Annotated in this window: 13 protein-coding genes; 9 read left to right on the top strand and 4 right to left on the bottom strand. The window is 69.1% G+C overall.

Translation table 11 applies throughout. The features are described from left to right. The gene (locus tag M9945_RS15845; RefSeq protein WP_367945372.1) at positions 1-267 is read right to left on the bottom strand and encodes a hypothetical protein; all 267 of its coding nucleotides are present in this window, start codon (positions 265-267) and stop codon (positions 1-3) included. A gap of 185 nt (positions 268-452) precedes the next feature. Here M9945_RS15845 and M9945_RS15850 point away from each other — a divergent pair, with 185 nt between their 5' ends. Next, the gene (locus tag M9945_RS15850) at positions 453-1,352 is read left to right on the top strand and encodes a neutral zinc metallopeptidase (RefSeq protein WP_367945373.1); all 900 of its coding nucleotides are present in this window, start codon (positions 453-455) and stop codon (positions 1,350-1,352) included. 190 nt (positions 1,353-1,542) lie between these two features. On the opposite strand, the gene carA is transcribed toward M9945_RS15850, so the two are convergent. Continuing rightward, positions 1,543-2,751 carry a glutamine-hydrolyzing carbamoyl-phosphate synthase small subunit gene (gene carA / locus M9945_RS15855; protein WP_367945374.1) on the bottom strand — a complete coding sequence of 403 codons (1,209 nt, stop codon included), beginning with the start codon at positions 2,749-2,751 and terminating at the stop codon, positions 1,543-1,545. 187 nt (positions 2,752-2,938) lie between these two features. On the opposite strand from carA, the gene M9945_RS15860 reads away from it, so the two are divergent. Then, the gene (locus M9945_RS15860; RefSeq protein WP_367930673.1) at positions 2,939-3,391 is read left to right on the top strand and encodes a GatB/YqeY domain-containing protein; all 453 of its coding nucleotides are present in this window, start codon (positions 2,939-2,941) and stop codon (positions 3,389-3,391) included. 149 nt (positions 3,392-3,540) lie between these two features. Here the strand turns inward: M9945_RS15860 and M9945_RS15865 are convergent, their stop codons facing one another. Beyond that, positions 3,541-5,205: a Na/Pi cotransporter family protein gene (locus tag M9945_RS15865; RefSeq protein ID WP_367945375.1), complete on the bottom strand. Its 1,665-nt coding sequence runs from the start codon at positions 5,203-5,205 to the stop codon at positions 3,541-3,543. A 297-nt stretch (positions 5,206-5,502) separates the two neighbouring features. Between M9945_RS15865 and dnaG the strand changes: the two genes are divergently transcribed. The 7 genes from dnaG (at position 5,503) to M9945_RS15900 (ending at position 13,039) form a co-directional block, all read left to right on the top strand. Further along, a complete protein-coding gene (dnaG, locus tag M9945_RS15870; RefSeq protein WP_367945376.1) occupies positions 5,503-7,452 on the top strand; it encodes a DNA primase in 1,950 nt (649 codons plus the stop codon). A gap of 394 nt (positions 7,453-7,846) precedes the next feature. Beyond that, positions 7,847-9,868 (top strand): RNA polymerase sigma factor RpoD, encoded by a 2,022-nt coding sequence (rpoD, locus tag M9945_RS15875; RefSeq protein WP_367930676.1) that lies wholly within the window; start codon positions 7,847-7,849, stop codon positions 9,866-9,868. Between the two features lie 57 nt (positions 9,869-9,925). Beyond that, the gene (locus tag M9945_RS15880; RefSeq protein ID WP_367945377.1) at positions 9,926-10,441 is read left to right on the top strand and encodes a GNAT family N-acetyltransferase; all 516 of its coding nucleotides are present in this window, start codon (positions 9,926-9,928) and stop codon (positions 10,439-10,441) included. A 102-nt stretch (positions 10,442-10,543) separates the two neighbouring features. Next, a complete protein-coding gene (locus M9945_RS15885) occupies positions 10,544-11,104 on the top strand; it encodes an N-acetyltransferase family protein (protein ID WP_367945378.1) in 561 nt (186 codons plus the stop codon). Between the two features lie 79 nt (positions 11,105-11,183). Then, a complete protein-coding gene (locus tag M9945_RS15890) occupies positions 11,184-11,807 on the top strand; it encodes a glutathione S-transferase family protein (RefSeq protein WP_367945379.1) in 624 nt (207 codons plus the stop codon). A gap of 60 nt (positions 11,808-11,867) precedes the next feature. Beyond that, positions 11,868-12,146 (top strand): HlyU family transcriptional regulator, encoded by a 279-nt coding sequence (locus M9945_RS15895; protein WP_367930679.1) that lies wholly within the window; start codon positions 11,868-11,870, stop codon positions 12,144-12,146. Between the two features lie 23 nt (positions 12,147-12,169). Next, positions 12,170-13,039, top strand: coding sequence for an SDR family oxidoreductase (locus M9945_RS15900; RefSeq protein WP_367930680.1), 870 nt, complete (start codon positions 12,170-12,172; stop codon positions 13,037-13,039). A 345-nt stretch (positions 13,040-13,384) separates the two neighbouring features. Here M9945_RS15900 and M9945_RS15905 read toward each other — a convergent pair whose 3' ends face one another. Beyond that, positions 13,385-15,226 (bottom strand): OmpA family protein, encoded by a 1,842-nt coding sequence (locus M9945_RS15905; protein WP_367945380.1) that lies wholly within the window; start codon positions 15,224-15,226, stop codon positions 13,385-13,387. Positions 15,227-15,409: the final 183 nt, after the last annotated feature.

A 15,409-nucleotide genomic window follows, 5' to 3' on the forward strand; every position in this document is an offset into this window, starting at 1 on the left:
TCAGCGCCGCTTCTGCGTCCCGCCGCCCGAGGGCCAGGCGTAGAGCCTCCCGTCATGCGGCAGCGGGCCGAGCGTCGAGACGATGCGCGCCTCCGCCCGCGACTGGATGCCGAACGGGCTCGCACCGAAGCCATGGCCGACCTGCCGAAAGCCGGTGTCGTTCGCCGCGCGCGCGACATAGCCCTGCCCGACCCGGAAGAACAGGTCGAGGCTCTTGTGGCTGGCCAGTTCGATGAGCGGCGTCAGGCCGTGCGCGGGGACTTGCATGAAGGAACCCGTCGGGATTGGCAGGCGTTCATCGACGCTAGGCCTTGCCGCTTAACGCGCCATTAACGACGATTGACCGCGCGCGCGTGCAAGAATAACCGTGACCCGGTGCCGGGGCTCGGCTAGTTTGGCGCAGAAGCAGACCGCCCGTCGCGGCGTCGCATCGAGAACGAGGATGTGAAGAAATGCGTTGGAGAGGCCGCCGCCAGAGCAGCAATGTCGAGGATCGCCGCGGACAGGGCGGTATGCCCGGCGGTATGGGCCGCGCGGGCCGCGGTATCCCGCTTCCCATCGGCCGCGGCGCCGGCGGCGGCGGGCTGTCGGGCATCATCATTCTCGTCGTCATCTTCTTCGCGCTGCGCGCCTGCGGCATCGATCCCTTGCAGATGCTGGAAGGCGGTTCGTCCAACCCGCAAGTCACCGAGAACGGCGCGGGAAGTCGGCCGGGCGACGAGGAGGCGCAGTTCGTCTCCGTCGTCCTCGCTGAAACGGAAGACGTGTGGAACGGCATCTTCCAGGCGGAAGGCCAGACCTATCGCGAGCCGGCGCTGGTGCTGTTCTCCGATCAGGTGCGCTCGGCCTGCGGCTTCGCCTCGTCGGCCTCGGGGCCGTTCTATTGCCCCGGCGATTCCAAGCTCTATATCGACCTGACCTTCTTCCGCGAGCTGTCGCAGCGTTTCGGCGCCTCGGGCGATTTCGCGCAGGCCTATGTCGTGGCCCACGAGGTCGGCCACCATGTCCAGAACCTGATCGGCGTCCTGCCGCGCTTCAACCAGATGCGCCAGAGCATGAGCCAGGTCGAGGCCAACCAGATGTCGATCCGCGTCGAGCTTCAGGCCGACTGCTTCGCTGGCATCTGGGCGCATTATACCGCGCAGAAGGGGCTGCTCGAGGAAGGCGACATCGAGGAGGCGCTGAACGCGGCGCACCAGATCGGCGACGACACGCTCCAGAAGCGCACGCAGGGCTATGTCGTGCCCGACAGCTTCAACCATGGCACCTCAGAGCAGCGTGCCACATGGTTCACCAACGGCCTGCGCAACGGCCGGCTCTCGGACTGCGATACGTTTAGTAATCCTGTTTAGCGCTCACGGGCCGCACCGCCGCCTTCGGCGGCTGGCCCTCCGCGGGGGCGCGCCACGCGGCGCGACGCCCGGTCGGGCTCGCGGCCTTCGGCCGTAGGTTCCGCTCACTGCCGCTTCCCCTTCTCCCCGTTCACGGGGAGAAGGGGCCCGAAGGGCGGATGAGGGGCGGCGCCGGCGGTCGCGGGTCGGCTCAGGCCGGGACAATCTCGTCCTTGCGGGCGCGGATGGCGTCGGCGAAGCGGCGGAACAGGTAGTGCGAATCCTGCGGGCCGGGCGAGGCTTCGGGGTGGTACTGGACCGAGAACACCGGCTTGCCGGCGAGCGCGATGCCGCAATTCGAGCCGTCGAACAGCGAGACGTGAGTCTCTTCAACGCCTTGGGGCAGGGAGCTCCTGTCGACCGCGAAGCCGTGGTTCATCGACACGATCTCCACCTTGCCGGTGGTGTGGTCCTTCACCGGGTGGTTCGCGCCGTGGTGGCCCTGATGCATCTTCACCGTCTGGCCGCCGAGGGCCAGAGCAAGAATCTGGTGGCCGAGGCAGATGCCGAAGATCGGGATGCCGGTCTGAAGCAGCGTCTTCAGCGCAGGCACGGCGTATTCGCCGGTCGCGGCCGGGTCGCCCGGGCCGTTGGAGAGGAAGATGCCGTCAGGCTTCAGCGCGAGGATGTCCTCGGCCGAGCTTTTCGCCGGCACCACCGTCACCTTGGCCCCGAGGCCGGCGAGCAGGCGTAGGATGTTGCGCTTGACGCCGAAATCGACCGCCACGACATGCATCCACGTCTCGCCCTGGTTGCCGAAGCCCTCGTTCCACACCCACGGCGTCTCGTCCCAGGCGCTGGACTGGCCGGAGGTGACGTCCTTGGCGAGGTCGAGATCGACGAGGCCGTGCCAGGCGCGCGCCTTCTCCTTCAGCGCCTCGACGTCGAAGATGCCGTCCGGCGAATGGGCGATCACCGCGTTGGGCGCGCCCTTGTCGCGGATCAGCGCGGTAAGCGCCCGGGTGTCGATGCCGGTCATGGCGATGATGCCGCGCTTCTTCAGCCACTCGGTGAGGTGGCCGGCGGAGCGCCAGTTGGACGGGGCGGTGACGTCGGCCTTGAAGATCGCGCCGACCGCGCCGGCGCGCGCGGCCGGGTTCAGGTCCTCGGCGTCCTCGGCATTGGTGCCGATATTGCCGATATGCGGGAAGGTGAAGGTGACGATCTGCCCGGCATAGGACGGGTCGGTCAGGATTTCCTGGTAGCCGGTCAGCGCGGTGTTGAAGCAGACCTCGGCGGCGACGCTGCCCGTCGCGCCCAGCCCCTTGCCCTCGATCACCGTGCCGTCGGCGAGGACGAGAAGCGCGGTCGGCTTCGTCTCGGTCCAGGGCGAGGTGGCGGCGTCCGTCGTATCGGCCATTGCGGCTCTCCGTTTTCGAACCGTCCGCGCTTGCTTTCGCGCCGCCGGCAGGACATATCGCGCGGCGGTGACACGGGCGGGGCCATGAGCGGCCTCAAGATGCTGGATATAGTATCGTCCGGTGCATAGAAGAAGGCGCGGCCGCGGTCAACGATTGCCGTGCGCCGTCAAGCAAGGAGAAGCCCAGATGATGCGCGAGACCATTGCCGAGGCGCTGAAGACAGCGCTGAAGAACAAGGACAAGCTGCGGACCGGCACGCTCCGGCTCGTCAACGCCGCGATCCAGGACCGCGACATCGCCAATCGGGGCGCGGGCAAGGACCCGGTCAACGACGACGAGATCCTCCAGATCCTGACCAAGATGGTCAAGCAGCGCGAGGAATCGGCCAAGGCGTTCGAGGATGGCGCAAGGCCCGAGCTCGCGGCGCAGGAACGGGCCGAGATCGCCATCGTCAAGGACTTCCTGCCGGCGCAGATGGGCGCCGACGAGGTGCGCGCCGCCGCGCAAGGCGCGATCGCCGAGACCGGCGCGCAGGGGCTGCGCGACATGGGCCGCGTCATGGCGGTGCTGAAGGAGCGCTATCCCGGCCGCCTCGACTTCGGCAAGGCCAGCGCGCTGGTCAAGGAACTGCTGGGGTAGTTTCTTTCGCTCACGGGCCGCACCGCCGCCTGCGGCGGCTGGCCCTCCGCGGGGGCGGGCCATAGGGCCCGACGCCCGTCGGGCTTGCAGCCTGCGGCTGTTGTTTTTCGCTTATGGGCCGCACCACTGCCGTGTCGCTTGGGTTTCGCCTATTCGGCAGCGCGCAGGCGGGTGCGGGCGATCAGGCCGTGCTCTTCCAGCACCGGATAGGCGATCGAGGCGAGGAGCGAGTTGATCTGCTTCAGGTCGCGGATCGTGTCGAGGTGGACCGCGCTCGTCTCGATGCTCTTGGCCGTGCCCTCGCGCAGGCGCTCGAAATGGCGCTGGCTGGTCTGGCGCTCGAGCTCGCGCAGCCGGTCCTTCTCCTGCACGAGCTGGAACGCGGTCTCCGGGTCGCGCGAGATCAGCACGTTGAAGGCGAGGCGTGCATTGGCCAGCACCATGGCGTGGAGGTCCGACAATTCGCGCCAGCCCTCGGGCGTGAAGGTGAGGTGCCGGTCGAGCTTCTTGCGGACATGGACGAGCATGTTGCGCACGACGATGTCGCCGACCTGCTCCAGCTTGACGCAGCCGTCCAGCAGCTCCTGCGTGCGGCGCGCCTCGTCGTCGCTCATGCCCTTGGTGCTGATCTTGGCGAGGTAGAGCTTGATCGCCGCGTGCTTGCGGTCGACCCGGTCGTCGAGCGCGGCGAGCGCCTCCATCCGCGCCGGGTCCGCGTCCTCGTAGAGCTCCATGATCGTCTTCAGCATCACCTCGACGGTCTCGCACATGCCGACCACGGCGCGGCTGACATTGGCGAGCGCCCGCGAGGGGCTGCCGAGCGCGTCGGGATCGAGCGCGCTCGCCTCCCTGTCCTCCAGCGCCGGGCGCGGCTTCCCGCCCGCCGAGGCGAAGAGTTTTTCAATGGCGCGGCTCACGACGCCGGCGAGCGGCAGGCCGAGGACGACGAGCGCGGCGTTGAAGACGATGTGGGCGTGGACCACCTGAAGCGCCGCGGTCTGCCCCAGCGCGTCGAGCGGCGGGGAGACCACGATCAGGCCGATGAGCGCCAGCACCGCGCCCGCGCCGCGCAAGGCGAGGTTGCCGAAGGGAACGGCGCGGCTGGCCGGCGGCATGGCGCGCGCAAGGCCGGCCGCGACGAGGCCGCCGCCGAGATTGGCGCCCAGCACCATGACGACGCCGAGCTCTGCCGGCACGAGGCCGCGCGCCGCCAGCGCGGCGATCAGCAGGATGAAGGCGACGGAGGAATGGAACAGCCAGGTGGTGACGGCGGCGATGAGGAAGGCGGTGATCGGGTCGCCCGACAGGTAGTTGATGATCACCGGCAGGATGCGGCTTTCGCGCAAGGGTTCCGAGGCCTCGCCGATCAGCCGCAGCGACAGGATCATCAGGCCGATGCCGACGAGGATCGAGCCGAAATTGCGCCACGCGCCGCGCTCCGCCGACAGGAAGATCACCGTGCCGGTCAGGACCGCGACCGGGACCAGCGCCGACAGGTCGTGGCTCAGGAGCTTGACGACGAAGGCCGAGCCGAGATCGGCCCCGAGCACGGCGAGCAGCCCCGCGGTGCCCGAGACGATGCCCGAGCCGGCGAAGGAGGCGACGAGCAGCGACACGGCCGTCGCGCTCTGGAAGGCGACAGCGAGCGCGCCGCCGGCGGCAACCGCCAGCACCGGGTTCTTCAGCGTGTGGCGCAGCCGCATCCGCAGCGTGTCGCCCCACGCGTCCTCGACGCTGGTGCGCACCATGTGGGTGGCCCACAGCAGCAGCGCCACCGCCCCGGCAAGGTGCAGCAGGACGAGCGAGCCGGTCATGGCCTGCGAACCGGGACCCGCGCGCGGCGGGAAGACTGGGAAGTGAGGTTCATGGTCGACGAATCGGTCCGCAAGTCACGGAAAAAAGGGCGGTTTTCTACTCGGACAGATTAGCCGGATAATCGTGGCGGTCAAACGGCGGCGGCGGTCCTTTCCCCAACGGCGGGCGGGCTTGCCGGTTCCGCCGGCTGTGAATTGCGGGCATGCAGATAGATTGCGGTCGCGCGCGGGCGGGCGGGCTCCTATATAGGAGCCTCAACGAAAGGCCCTGGATGAAAGCGGGGACGAAACCGGGCGATGCGCTTTTCCCCTTCCTTCCTTGACGAGATCCGCGACCGGGTGCCGATTTCCGCGATCATCGGCACGCGCGTGGCGTGGGACAGGAAGAAGACCAACGCCCAGCGCGGCGATTTCTGGGGCTGCTGCCCGTTCCATGGCGAGAAGACGCCGTCCTTCCACTGCGAGGACAGGAAGGGCCGCTATCACTGCTTCGGCTGCGGGGTCTCGGGCGACCATTTCAAGTTCCTGACAGAGCTCGACGGGTTGAGCTTTCCCGAGGCGGTCGAGCGCGTGGCCGAGATGGCGGGGGTCGCCATGCCGGCGCGCGACGAGGCGGCCGAGCGGCGCGAGAAGCAGCGCGCCAGCCTGACCGACGTGATGGAGCTGGCGACGCGCTTCTTCCAGGAGCGGCTGCAGGCGGCGGACGGGGCGAAGGCGCGCGCTTACCTGCGCGAGCGCGGGCTGTCCTCGCCGACGCAGCAGGCGTTCCGCCTCGGCTACGCGCCGGACGGGCGCAATATCCTGAAGGAGTTCCTCGCCTCCAAGGGCGTCGGCAAGGACCAGATCGAGGCCTGCGGGCTGGTGGTCCACGGCCCCGACATTCCCGTCTCCTACGACCGGTTCCGCGACCGGATCATATTCCCGATCGAGGATTCGCGCGGCCGGGTGATCGCCTTCGGCGGTCGGGCGATGGGCAAGGACGCGCTGGCGAAATACTTGAACTCCAACGACACCGAGCTCTTCCATAAGGGCAACGTGCTCTACAATCTCGCCCGCGCCCGCAAGGCGAAGGGCCAAGGGGGGGGAGCCGACGGCACGGTGATCGCCGTCGAGGGCTACATGGACGTGATCGCGCTGGCGCAGGCCGGCTTCGACAACGTCGTCGCCCCGCTCGGCACGGCGCTGACCGAGAACCAACTGGAACTGCTGTGGCGCATGGCCGGCGAGCCGGTGCTGTGCTTCGACGGCGACCAGGCGGGGCTGAAGGCGGCATGGCGGGCGGCCGACCTTGCGCTGCCGCTCGTCGGGCCGGGGCGGACGCTGCGCTTCGCCCTGTTGCCCGAGGGGCAGGACCCCGACGACCTCGTGCGCGCCGGCGGGCCGGACGCCTTCCGCGCAGTGCTGTCGCAGGCGCGGCCGCTGGCCGAGCTGATCTGGCTGCGCGAGACCTCCGGCGGCGTCTTCGACACGCCCGAGCGGCGCGCCGAGTTGGAGCGGACGCTGCGCGAGCTGACGGGCCGCATCCGCGACGAGAGCGTGCGCCGCCACTATCAACAGGACATGCGCGAGCGGGTGCAGGCGTTCTTCGGCTCCGCCGGCGGCGGGCGCAGGGAGCGCGGGCCGAACGTCGGCGGGCCGGGCAACGGCCGCGGCGGCCCCGGCGGCCGGCAGGCGGCAGGGCGGCTCGCCGTCACCGAAAGCCTCGCCCGCTCGGCCATGGTCAGGAGCGGCGGCGGGCCGCTGCCGCTGCGCGAGACGGCGATGCTGGTCGCCATGGTCAACCATCCGGCGCTGCTCGACGACTATTTCGACGCCTTCGAGGAGATGAATCCGGCCCATCCCGAGCTGAAGCGGCTGCACGGCGCGCTGCTCGACGCCGTCGCCCACGGTGTCGCCCACGAGCGCGGGGCGCTGATCGAGGCGCTCACTGCCCGCGGCCATGGCGAGGTCTGGGAGCGGGCGATGCGCCATTGCCTCGGGCTCGGCCTGTGGCCCGTCCTCGGCGAGGCGGCGGACGAGGACGCGCGCGAGGCGTTCTCGCAGACCGTCGCGCTCCATGCCCGCGCCAGCGAGCTCCAGCGCCAGCGCCGCAGCCTGCAGAGCGAGCTGGCCGAGGCGGTCGAGCGCGAGGCCGAGGACGTGACCATGCTTTTGCAGGCCATCGCCCAGATCAACATCGACATCGCCAGCCTGGAGCGGCTGGAGGCGCTGGTCGACGGCTTCGGCGTGTCGTCGGGCAGGGGGTGAGGGCCGCCTTCGCCCGCGCGGCGGGGAGCGGCTCTTGAAGACGGGCGCTGGCGCCCTACATAGACGCGTTGGAAAACGGGCTTGCCGGCCGGCAACGGCTTTCGCGCAATTGATTCGCTTTTTATGGCCGAATCAGCTTTGAGCGGCTTGACCTTTTGCCAGATTGGCGGAATCACAACCAGCGTGGCCGGCGAAGGGGCTGAACAGCCGGCGCAACGAATTCGCAGCCTTCGGTTGGACGGGACGCAGATCGCGTCCTATATCCAAGGTGTCAGGGTTAATCGGGAATTAAGGCAGAAGCGGCTATCGCGGGCAGGGCGCGAACGATTCCGGTCACGCATCGCATAGCTTTCACCCGCTCGATGAAGCTTCAGCCGCTTGGAGACACGACGACATGGCGACAAAAGAGAAGGAAGAGGTCGAAACCGAACGCGAAGGCACGACCGACGGGCCTCTTCTCGACCTTTCCGACGACGCCGTCAAGAAGATGATCAAGCTGGCGAAGAAGCGCGGCTACGTCACCATGGACGAGCTGAACGCCGTGCTGCCTTCCGAGGAAGTGACCTCCGAGCAGATCGAGGACACGATGGCGATGCTGTCCGACATGGGCATCAACGTCGTCGAGGACGACGAGGCGGGCGAGGAGGCGGAAGCCGATTCCGGCGACAGCGACGACGAGCCGGGCGACCTGACCGAGAGCACCGGGACGGCGGTCGCCGCGACCGTCACCAAGAAGGAGCCGACGGACCGCACCGACGATCCCGTGCGCATGTATCTGCGCGAGATGGGCTCGGTCGAGCTTCTGTCGCGCGAGGGCGAGATCGCCATCGCCAAGCGCATCGAGGCCGGCCGCGAGACCATGATCGCGGGCCTGTGCGAGAGCCCGCTCACCTTCCAGGCCATCATCATCTGGCGCGACGAACTGAACGAGGCCAAGATTCTCCTGCGCGAGATCATCGACCTCGAAGCCACCTATGCCGGCCCCGAGGCCAAGCAGGCCCCCGTGGTCGAGCGGCCCGACGAGGACGCCAAGCCCAAGGCCGAGGAAGCGCGCGGCGGCCGCCGCTCGCGCGACGACGACGACATCACCAATGTCGGCGGCGAGACCCGCGCCGAGGAGGAGGACGAGGAGGAAGACGAGGTCAACCTCTCGCTCGCCGCCATGGAGGCCGAGCTGCGCCCGCAGGTGATGGAGACGCTCGACGTCATCGCCTCGACTTACAAGAAGCTGCGCAAGCTGCAGGACCAGCAGGTCGAGGCGCGGCTCGCCGCCACCGGCTCGCTCTCCACCAGCCAGGAGCGCGCCTACAAGAAGCTCAAGGAAGAGCTGGTCGCGGCGGTGAAGTCGCTGTCGCTCAACCAGGCGCGCATCGAGGCGCTGGTCGAGCAGCTCTACGACATCAACAAGCGCCTGGTGCAGAACGAGGGCAAGCTGCTGCGCCTCGCCGAGAGCTACGGCGTGCGCCGCGAGGAGTTCCTGAGGGAATATCAGGGCACCGAGCTCGACCCCAACTGGACGCGGGCCATCGCCAACCTGTCGAGCCGCGGCTGGAAGGAGTTCTACCAGAACGAGAAGGAGACGATCCGCGAGATCCGCGGCGAGATCCAGAACCTCGCCACCGAGACGGCGATCTCGATCGCCGAATTCCGCAAGATCGTCAACCAGGTGCAGAAGGGCGAGCGCGAGGCGGCCATCGCCAAGAAGGAGATGGTGGAGGCGAACCTCAGGCTCGTCATCTCCATCGCCAAGAAGTACACGAACCGCGGCCTTCAGTTCCTCGACCTGATCCAGGAAGGCAATATCGGCCTGATGAAGGCGGTCGACAAGTTCGAATACCGCCGGGGCTACAAGTTCTCGACCTATGCGACGTGGTGGATCAGGCAGGCGATCACCCGCAGTATTGCCGATCAGGCAAGAACCATCCGCATCCCGGTCCACATGATCGAGACGATCAACAAGATCGTCCGCACCTCGCGCCAGATGCTGCACGAGATCGGCCGCGAGCCGACGCCGGAGGAACTCGCGGAAAAGCTCGCCATGCCGCTCGAGAAGGTGCGCAAGGTGCTGAAGATCGCCAAGGAGCCGATCTCGCTCGAAACCCCGGTGGGCGACGAGGAGGACAGCCACCTCGGCGATTTCATCGAGGACAAGGGCGCGATCCTGCCGATCGACGCGGCGATCCAGGCGAATTTGCGCGAGACGACGACGCGCGTCCTCGCCTCGCTCACCCCGCGCGAGGAGCGCGTGCTCAGGATGCGCTTCGGTATCGGCATGAACACCGACCACACGCTGGAGGAAGTCGGCCAGCAATTCTCGGTGACGCGCGAGCGCATCCGCCAGATCGAGGCCAAGGCGCTGCGCAAGCTGAAGCACCCGAGCCGCAGCCGTAAGCTGCGCAGCTTCCTCGACAGCTAGACCAAGACATGAAAAACCCGGCGCAAGGCCGGGTTTTTCCATGAAGGAACACCAAACATGCCCGAATTGCTTATCCGCGACGAATGCGAAGGCGATGCCGGCGCGATCCGCGCCGTCACGCTCGCCGCCTTCGCGGGGGTGTCTTACAGCGAGCAGACGGAAGCGGCGATCGTCGATGCCCTGCGCGCAGCCGGCGCGCTCGCCGTCTCCCTCGTCGCGGTCGAGGAGGGCGAGATCGTCGGCCATGTCGCCTTCTCGCCGGTCGCCGTCGACGGCGCGCCCGCGCCGGGCTGGTTCGGCGTCGGGCCGCTCTCGGTCCGGCCGGACAGGCAGCGAAGCGGCGTCGGCACGGCGCTGATGCGCGCCGGGCTGGCGCGGTTTGGCGATGCGGACGCGAAGGGCTGCGTCCTCGTCGGCGACCCGGCCTATTACCGGCGCTTCGGCTTCCGCGCGTCGTCCTTGCTCCGCTACCCAGACCTGCCGGCCGAGTATTTTCAGGTCCTGGCGCTGGGAGCGGACACGCCGTCCGGGATCGTCGCCTTCCATCCCGCCTTCGCGGCGCGGGACGATTGACCCTGCCGCAAGGCGAAATCGTGCTATGATCCCGGCCTTGCCGATTTTCTACCGATGCCGGAGGCCGCACCGGCCGCTTCCGCATCCCGTCGAGGAATCCCTATGACAGCACAGGCAGAGCCGACCGCCCCGTTTTCCGGAGCGGTCATCCTTCGCGATGCGCGCGACGACGACATGGAGGCGGTGCAGGCGATCTACGCGCACCACGTCCTTCACGGGCTCGGCTCGTTCGAGGAGGAGCCGCCTTCGCTGGGTGACATGAAGGCGCGCCGGGCGGCCGTGCTGGGCAAGGGGCTGCCCTGGCTGGTCGCCGAGATCGACGGGCGCATCGCCGGTTACGCCTATGCCGGACCGTTCCGGCCACGCGCGGCCTATCGCTACGCGGTCGAGGATTCGGTCTATGTCGCGCCCGGCTTTCCCCGGCGCGGCGTCGGCCGCGCGCTGCTCGTCGAACTGATCGCCCGCTGCGAGGCGGGGCCGTGGCGGCAGATGCTGGCGGTGATCGGCGACAGCGGCAATGACGGCTCGGTCGGGCTGCACCGGGCGCTCGGCTTCCGGCCGGTCGGCACCTTCGCCTCCGTCGGCTTCAAGTTCGGCCGCTGGGTCGACGTGGTGCTGATGCAGCGCCCGCTCGGGCCCGGGGCCGACACCCTGCCGGGCTGAAATCCTTCATTCCGGCGTTGCAAATGGCCCCGCGCCGGTCCAGCCTGTCGGGAAACGCAAACCCGGACAGGCTGCCCCCATGTTTACCTTCTTCTACGCGCCCAACACCTGCTCGCTCGCCTCGCACATCGCCCTCGAGGAGGCGCAGGCGCCCTATGAGGCGCGGCGCGTCGATTTCACGTCCGGCGAGCAGCGCGCGCCCGCCTATCTCGCGGTCAACCCCAAGGGCAGGGTGCCGGCGCTTGTCACGTCGCGCGGCGTGCTGACGGAAACCCCGGCGATCCTCGCCTTCATCGCCCAGAGCTTTCCGGCGGCGAAGCTTGCGCCGCTCGACGACCCGTTCGCATTCGCCGAGCTGCAGGCCTTCAACAGCTATCTGTGCTCGACCGTCCATGTCGCCCATGCCCATCGCGTGCGCGGCAGCCGCTGGGCCGACGACGCGGACGCCCACGTCGCCATGCAGAAGAAGGTGCCGGAGAACATGACCGCCTGCTTCGACCTGATCGAGAAGGAGATGCTGCGCGGACCGTGGGTGATGGGCGAGGCCTATTCGATCGCCGATTCCTATCTCTTCACCATCGCCGGCTGGCTCGAGGGCGATGGCGTCGACATCGCCCGATTCCCGCGCGTTCACGATCATTTCAACCGCATGGCGGAGCGCCCGGCGGTCAAACGGGCGCGGACGGCGGCTGCTGCCGCCTAGCCAGCCGCGTCTGGCTGGGCTAGTCCGGGGTGAAGGCAGACAAAGCAAGGAGACGAGGCCATGTCGTTCTGGAAGAAACTGTTCGGCGGCGGCGCGGCGAAGGAAGAACCGCCGCTCGACCCGGTCGAGTACAAGGGCTTCGTCATCCGTCCCGCCCCGTTCGTCGAAGGCGGCCAGTACCAGACCTGTGGCATCATCGCCAAGGAGGTCGGCGGCGAGACGAAGGAGCATCGCTTCATCCGCGCCGACCGCTTCGCCTCGAAGGACGACGCGGTCGACATCACGCTGCGCAAAGCCCGCCAACTCATCGACGAGCAGGGCGAGCGCATCTTCGGATAAAGGGCGGGAGAGGGAGGAAGGCCATGTCGCTGAAGGGAAAGACGCTGTTCATTTCGGGCGGGTCGCGCGGCATCGGGCTGGCGATCGCGCTGCGCGCGGCGCGGGACGGGGCGAATGTCGCCATTGCCGCCAAGACCGCCGAGCCGCACCCGAAGCTGCCGGGCACGATCCACACGGCGGCGCAGGAGATCGAGGCGGCCGGCGGCAGGGCGCTGCCGATCCTGTGCGACATCCGCGAGGAGGCGCAGGTCCTCGACGCGGTGGCGCGGACAGTCGAGACCTTCGGCGGCATCGACGTCTGCATCAACAACGCCAGCGCCATCAGCCTGACGGACACGCCGTCGACGGACATGAAGCGCTACGACCTCATGCACCAGATCAACACGCGCGGCACCTTCCTCGTTTCGAAGACCTGCATCCCGCACCTGAAGAAGGCGCAGAACCCGCATATCCTCAACCTCGCGCCGCCGCTCGACATGAGCGCGAAATGGTTCAAGGGGCATGTCGCCTACACCATGGCCAAATACGGCATGTCGATGTGCACGCTCGGCATGAGCGCCGAGTTCGCCAAGGACGGCATCGCCGTTAACTCGCTGTGGCCGCTGACGGCCATCGACACGGCGGCGGTGCGCAACCTGCTCGGCGGCGAGACGGTGGCGGCGATGAGCCGCTCGCCCGCCATCATGGCCGACGCCGCCCACGCCATCCTGACGAAGCCGTCGCGCGAGACGACGGGCAACTTCTTCATCGACGAGGAGGTGCTGCGGGCCGAGGGCGTCAGCGACTTCTCGGCCTATGCGCCGGGCGCGAGCGGGCCGCTGGTGGCCGACTTCTTCGTCCCGGACGCGGTGTTCGAGCGCACCGACACCGAGCTGGCGCGCGCGTTCGGCTAAAGCCTGCCGCGTCTTGTCCGCTCCGGAGGAGCGCGATCTTCGCTGCCTGCGCTGCCCCTCATCCGCCCTTCGGGCACCTTCTCCCCGTGAACGGGGAGAAGGGATGCCGGCCGCACCGTCACATCCTCTTTGCCACGCTTGTGATTGGCGAAAGCGAGGACGGCAGCTCTCTTCTCCCCGTTCACGGGGAGAAGGTGGCGGCAGCCGGATGAGGGGCAGCGCCAGCGGTGCAGATGATGCGTACAAGACGCGACTCGCTTTAGGCCGACCGTCCCGACACTTCGCATGAAAAAGGCCCGGCGGGCGAGCCGCTGGGCCTTTTTCCGTCTTAGCGCAGGCGGTCCGCTACTGGCCGGACGCCACGGGCGCGACCAGCGGGGTGATGCGGCGCACGGCGACGCGGCGGTTCTCGCGCTCCGGTTCCTGCGTGCTCACCTTGAGGTAGCGTTCGCCATAGCCCTGCGTGACGAGGTTCTCCGGCGGGAGGCCGAAGACATCGGTCAGCGCGGCCGCGATCGCCTCGGCGCGGCGGTCCGACAGCGCCAGGTTGGCGAGGTCGGAGCCGACGGCGTCGGTGTGGCCCTCGATCAGGAAGGTCTCGGCCGGGTTGTCGTCGAGCATGCGTCCCATGGCGTCGGCGAGCGCGCTCAGCCGCGGGATCGCGTCCTCGGCGATTGCAGCCGAGCCGAAATCGAAGGTGATGGTGTCGAGGTCGATGCGGCGCACGCTGTCGCGCACGCGCGCCGAATAGCGCACCTCGTCCACCGAGTAGAGCCGGCGCACGCGGTCCACCGGCGGCTGCTCGAGGAAGTCGTAATACGCGTCGACATCGTCCACCCGGCCGGCGTCGAGGATGTACTCGTCGGCCGGGATGCCGAGCCGGAGCGGCGGCAGGTCGAGGCCCGGATCGCGCCACTGGCGGCGCTCCTCGCGGTCGCGTCCGTCGCCGGCATAGACGAGGACGTGCTCGCGGCCGTCCGGCATGATGCGCGAGCGGCGCATGACGTCGCCGTAGCGGTCGTAGACCGTCACGACCTGGACGCCGTTCGGGCGCACGATGGTCTCGCGGGTGCGGCCGCGCGGCAACTCCTCGTAATAGACCTCCGAGGCGTCGTGCTCGAGGCGGCGGCGGTCGTCGCTCTGGACCACTGCGTTGTTGCCGAGCTGGATGACCAGCCGGTCGCCGATCTCGCGCAGGACGTCGGCGCCGTCGCGCCGTTCACGCCGCTCCTCGCGGCGCTCGATGCGCCGGCCTTCCTCCCGGCGCAGCGATTCGACCTGAACCGGCTCCTCGAGCTGCTGGGCCTCGGCGTCGCTCGCCGGCGGCGGCGCGGCCGGTTCGGCCGGAGTCTGCTGTGCGGCATCGCCGGGCGCGGTGTCGCCAGTCTCCTTGTCGCTGTCGAGGATAGGCGCGTCGCGTACCGGCTCCGCCGCTCCGCCGCCGGCGGGCGGCGCGGGCTGGGTCGGCGGCGCGGGCTGCTCGCCCTGCGGCGGACGCGGCGCCTCTGTCGGGGGAGGCGGGGTCGCGCCTGCCGGCGGCTGGCCGGGAATGGGCTCGGCACCGCCGGTTGCCGGCGGCGGGGTGGGCGCAGGCTGGGCCGGCGGTGCGGGCTGCTCGCCCTGCGGCGGGCGCGGCGCTTCGGTCGGGGGAGGCGGTGTCGTACCTGCCGGCGGCTGGCCGGGAATGGGCTCGGCGCCGCCGCCTGCCGGTGGCGGGGTGGGCGCGGGCGGTGCAGGCGGCGTCGGTGCAGGCTGCTCTGCCTGCGGCGGGCGTGGCGCTTCGGTCGGCGGCGGTGGGGTCGTGCCTGCCGGAGGCTGGCCGGGGATGGGCTCCGCACCGCCGCTTGCCGGCGGCGGGGTGGGCGCGGGCGGTGCAGGCGGTGTCGGCGCGGGCTGCTCTGCCTGCGGCGGGCGCGGGGCCTCGGTCGGCGGAGGCGGCGTCGCCCCTGCGGGCGGCAGACCCGGGATCGGCTCGGCGGCCGTTGGCGCGTCGCTGTCGGACGGTCCGTCCTGGTTGTCCTCGTCTTCCGGCCTTACCGGGTTATCCGCCTGCGCCAGCAGCAGCCGCGAGGCCGCTTCCGGCGGCGACGATGCCGGCGTGCCTGACGGCGCGGCCGCGAATGCGTGGCCGGAAGCCATCAATAGCGCCAGTGCGGTCCCCGCGACGATGCCTGCCCTTGCTGTCATGGTATTCTCCTGTCCGGTCGTCCCATCGCATGCACAACGATTAGTGGCACAATTTGTTTCCCATTGGCAGGGCTTGCGGCGAAACTGCGGCGGCGGCGAACGGCGCGAAGCCGGCCGGCCGGGAAGCCGTGAGGCTGTGCCGGCCATGGCGCGCTGCGGAGGAGATTCGGGGAAAAAGAACGT

The sequence above is a fragment of the Aquamicrobium sp. genome (genome assembly GCF_023954335.1).
GTDB lineage: Bacteria > Pseudomonadota > Alphaproteobacteria > Rhizobiales > Rhizobiaceae > Aerobium.

Coding starts and splice junctions, on each gene's coding strand:
- M9945_RS15885 (WP_367945378.1), top strand. CDS start 10,544: ATGACAGCACAGGCAGAGCCGACCGCCCCGTTTTCCGGAGCGGTCATC.
- M9945_RS15880 (WP_367945377.1), top strand. CDS start 9,926: ATGCCCGAATTGCTTATCCGCGACGAATGCGAAGGCGATGCCGGCGCG.
- carA (WP_367945374.1), bottom strand. CDS start 2,751: ATGGCCGATACGACGGACGCCGCCACCTCGCCCTGGACCGAGACGAAG.
- M9945_RS15890 (WP_367945379.1), top strand. CDS start 11,184: ATGTTTACCTTCTTCTACGCGCCCAACACCTGCTCGCTCGCCTCGCAC.
- M9945_RS15845 (WP_367945372.1), bottom strand. CDS start 267: ATGCAAGTCCCCGCGCACGGCCTGACGCCGCTCATCGAACTGGCCAGC.
- M9945_RS15860 (WP_367930673.1), top strand. CDS start 2,939: ATGATGCGCGAGACCATTGCCGAGGCGCTGAAGACAGCGCTGAAGAAC.
- M9945_RS15905 (WP_367945380.1), bottom strand. CDS start 15,226: ATGACAGCAAGGGCAGGCATCGTCGCGGGGACCGCACTGGCGCTATTG.
- M9945_RS15865 (WP_367945375.1), bottom strand. CDS start 5,205: ATGACCGGCTCGCTCGTCCTGCTGCACCTTGCCGGGGCGGTGGCGCTG.
- M9945_RS15900 (WP_367930680.1), top strand. CDS start 12,170: ATGTCGCTGAAGGGAAAGACGCTGTTCATTTCGGGCGGGTCGCGCGGC.
- rpoD (WP_367930676.1), top strand. CDS start 7,847: ATGGCGACAAAAGAGAAGGAAGAGGTCGAAACCGAACGCGAAGGCACG.
- M9945_RS15850 (WP_367945373.1), top strand. CDS start 453: ATGCGTTGGAGAGGCCGCCGCCAGAGCAGCAATGTCGAGGATCGCCGC.
- M9945_RS15895 (WP_367930679.1), top strand. CDS start 11,868: ATGTCGTTCTGGAAGAAACTGTTCGGCGGCGGCGCGGCGAAGGAAGAA.
- dnaG (WP_367945376.1), top strand. CDS start 5,503: ATGCGCTTTTCCCCTTCCTTCCTTGACGAGATCCGCGACCGGGTGCCG.